Below are 2,594 nucleotides of genomic sequence, written 5' to 3'. Positions count from 1 at the left end.
TTATGGTACAACAAGAATCAAGACTAAAAGTAGCAGATAACACGGGAGCTAAAGAAGTTTTAACTATCCGTGTTTTAGGAGGAACGAAACGTCGTTATGCCTCTGTTGGAGATAAAATTGTAGTGTCTATTAAAGATGCAACACCAAACGGAAACGTGAAAAAAGGTGCTGTATCCACTGCAGTTGTTGTACGTACCAAAAAAGAAGTGCGAAGAGCCGATGGTTCATACATCAGATTTGACGATAACGCTTGCGTATTGTTAAACGCTGCTGGTGAAATGAGAGGTACTCGTGTTTTTGGTCCGGTAGCCAGAGAACTTCGTGAAAAACAATTCATGAAAATTGTATCATTAGCACCAGAAGTGCTTTAATTCGTTGTAAAGATGATGAAGCTAAAAATAAAATCAGGAGATATCGTAAAAGTAATCGCCGGTGACCATAAAGGTGCTGAAGGTAAAGTTTTACGTGTACTTCGCGAGAAAAACAAAGCGATTATTGAAGGCGTTAACATGGTATCGAAACATACGAAACCAAGTGCTAAAAACCCTCAAGGTGGTATCGTGAAAAAAGAAGCTCCTATTCATATCTCTAACATCGCTTTAATCGATCCTAAAACTAAGTCTGCGACTAAAGTTGGGGTGAAAGTTGAAGGAGATAAGAAAGTGAGAATTTCTAAAAAATCTAATCAAGTATTGTAGTGATGGCTTATATACCTAGACTAAAAGAAGAATATAAGAGTCGCGTTATCGCAGCTCTTACAGAAGAATACGGTTACAAAAACGTAATGATGGTTCCTAAACTTGAAAAAATCGTTGTAAGCCGTGGTGTTGGAGCAGCTGTATCAGATAAGAAATTAGTAGATCATGCTGTTGAGGAGCTAACAAAAATTACGGGTCAGAAAGCAGTTTCTACCATTTCTAAAAAAGACGTTGCTTCTTTCAAATTAAGAAAAGGAATGCCAATTGGTGCTAAAGTAACTTTACGTGGAGAAAGAATGTATGAATTCCTTGATCGTTTGATCACTTCTGCATTACCACGTGTAAGAGATTTCGGCGGTATCAAAGCAACCGGATTCGATGGTAGAGGTAATTACAACTTAGGTGTTTTGGAACAAATCATTTTCCCGGAAATTGATATTGATAAAGTAAACAAAATTGCCGGATTTGATATTACTTTCGTAACTTCGGCGTCGACAGACAAAGAAGCGAAGTCATTGTTAACACAATTAGGATTACCTTTTAAAAAGAATTAAGTTATGGCTAAAGAATCAATGAAAGCCCGCGAGGTGAAAAGACAAGCTTTGGTAGACAAGTATGCTGAAAAAAGAAAAGCTTTATTAGAAGCTGGAGATTATGAAGGCCTACAAAAATTACCGAAAAATGCTTCTCCTGTACGTTTACACAACCGTTGTAAATTAACTGGAAGACCAAGAGGGTATATGCGTCAATTCGGTATTTCACGTGTAACTTTCCGTGAAATGGCTAACAATGGATTGATCCCAGGGGTTAGAAAAGCTAGCTGGTAATATAAAAGAATTATAAATTGATTAAAGGTTCGGTAAATGAAAATTTACCGAAAACCATAATCGCAAATTAATAAACATGTATACAGATCCTATCGCAGATTTCTTAACAAGAATCAGAAATGCCGTAAGAGCAAACCACAAAGTTGTGGAAATCCCGGCTTCTAACATGAAAAAAGAAATCACAAAAATTTTATTCGATCAAGGATATATTTTAAGTTACAAATTTGAAGACAGTACTGTTCAAGGTACTATCAAAATTGCTCTTAAGTACGACAAAGAGACTAAAGAGGCTGTAATTAAAGATATCCAAAGAATTAGTAAACCAGGTTTACGTAAGTACGCAGGTGCTGCCAAACTACCTAGAATCTTGAATGGTTTAGGTATCGCTATCGTTTCTACATCTAAAGGTCTTATGACTGGGAAACAAGCGAAACAATTGAATGTTGGTGGTGAAGTTATTTGTTACGTATACTAATAAAAAGACTAAGCAATGTCAAGAATAGGAAAAAGTCCAATTGCAATTCCAGCTGGAGTAACTGTAGAAGTTAAAGACGCTGTAATTACAGTAAAAGGAAAATTAGGAGAACTTTCTCAAGAGTTTTCAGATGTGTCTGTTAAAGTTGAGGAAGGACAAGTAATCGTGGAAAGATCATCTGATGCTAAAGATCAAAGATCTAAACACGGTTTATACAGAGCTTTAATCAATAACATGATTGTTGGTGTAGCTGAAGGTTTTACTAAAGAATTAGAATTAGTTGGAGTAGGATACAGAGCTTCTAACCAAGGTCAAAAATTGGATGTCGCTTTAGGTTTTTCGCACAACATCGTTCTTGAAGTTGTTTCAGAAGTAAAAGTTGAAACAGTTTCCGAGAAAGGTAAAAACCCAATCATTAAGTTATCTTCACATGACAAACAACTATTAGGGCAAGTAGCGGCTAAAATCCGTTCTTTCCGTAAGCCTGAGCCTTACAAAGGAAAAGGAGTTAAGTTTGTAGGTGAAGTATTAAGAAGAAAAGCAGGTAAATCAGCTTAAAAATTAAGACTATGTCATTAACAAAATCTGAAAGAA

At 36.0% G+C, this 2,594-nt stretch carries 6 protein-coding genes; all 6 read left to right on the top strand.

The window, feature by feature from the left end:
- Positions 1-2 precede the first annotated feature (2 nt).
- The 6 genes from rplN to rplF all read left to right on the top strand — a co-directional run bounded on the left by rplN (position 3) and on the right by rplF (position 2,558).
- On the top strand, positions 3-371 hold the full coding sequence (gene rplN, locus Q1R07_RS16020) for a 50S ribosomal protein L14 (RefSeq protein ID WP_007803649.1): 369 nt from the start codon (positions 3-5) through the stop codon (positions 369-371).
- A gap of 12 nt (positions 372-383) precedes the next feature.
- The gene (rplX, locus tag Q1R07_RS16015; protein WP_136403054.1) at positions 384-698 is read left to right on the top strand and encodes a 50S ribosomal protein L24; all 315 of its coding nucleotides are present in this window, start codon (positions 384-386) and stop codon (positions 696-698) included.
- 2 nt (positions 699-700) lie between these two features.
- On the top strand, positions 701-1,252 hold the full coding sequence (rplE, locus tag Q1R07_RS16010) for a 50S ribosomal protein L5 (protein ID WP_300492176.1): 552 nt from the start codon (positions 701-703) through the stop codon (positions 1,250-1,252).
- Positions 1,253-1,255: 3 nt separating this feature from the next.
- Complete coding sequence (gene rpsN / locus Q1R07_RS16005) at positions 1,256-1,525, top strand: 30S ribosomal protein S14 (RefSeq protein ID WP_177732466.1); 270 nt, start codon at positions 1,256-1,258, stop codon at positions 1,523-1,525.
- 76 nt (positions 1,526-1,601) lie between these two features.
- Positions 1,602-2,000 (top strand): 30S ribosomal protein S8, encoded by a 399-nt coding sequence (gene rpsH, locus Q1R07_RS16000; RefSeq protein WP_136403057.1) that lies wholly within the window; start codon positions 1,602-1,604, stop codon positions 1,998-2,000.
- 15 nt (positions 2,001-2,015) lie between these two features.
- Positions 2,016-2,558 carry a 50S ribosomal protein L6 gene (gene rplF / locus Q1R07_RS15995; protein WP_300492172.1) on the top strand — a complete coding sequence of 181 codons (543 nt, stop codon included), beginning with the start codon at positions 2,016-2,018 and terminating at the stop codon, positions 2,556-2,558.
- Positions 2,559-2,594: the final 36 nt, after the last annotated feature.

This window comes from Flavobacterium sp. (genome assembly GCF_030146175.1).
Taxonomy (GTDB): Bacteria; Bacteroidota; Bacteroidia; order Flavobacteriales; family Flavobacteriaceae; genus Flavobacterium.
The sequence above is the reverse complement of the archived record's forward strand: the minus strand, read 5'-3'. Positions and strand labels throughout refer to the sequence as shown.

Excerpts from the sequence above, each read along its gene's own strand:
- rplN (WP_007803649.1), top strand. The coding sequence starts at position 3 with ATGGTACAACAAGAATCAAGACTAAAAGTAGCAGATAACACGGGAGCT.
- rplX (WP_136403054.1), top strand. The coding sequence starts at position 384 with ATGATGAAGCTAAAAATAAAATCAGGAGATATCGTAAAAGTAATCGCC.
- rplE (WP_300492176.1), top strand. The coding sequence starts at position 701 with ATGGCTTATATACCTAGACTAAAAGAAGAATATAAGAGTCGCGTTATC.
- rpsN (WP_177732466.1), top strand. The coding sequence starts at position 1,256 with ATGGCTAAAGAATCAATGAAAGCCCGCGAGGTGAAAAGACAAGCTTTG.
- rpsH (WP_136403057.1), top strand. The coding sequence starts at position 1,602 with ATGTATACAGATCCTATCGCAGATTTCTTAACAAGAATCAGAAATGCC.
- rplF (WP_300492172.1), top strand. The coding sequence starts at position 2,016 with ATGTCAAGAATAGGAAAAAGTCCAATTGCAATTCCAGCTGGAGTAACT.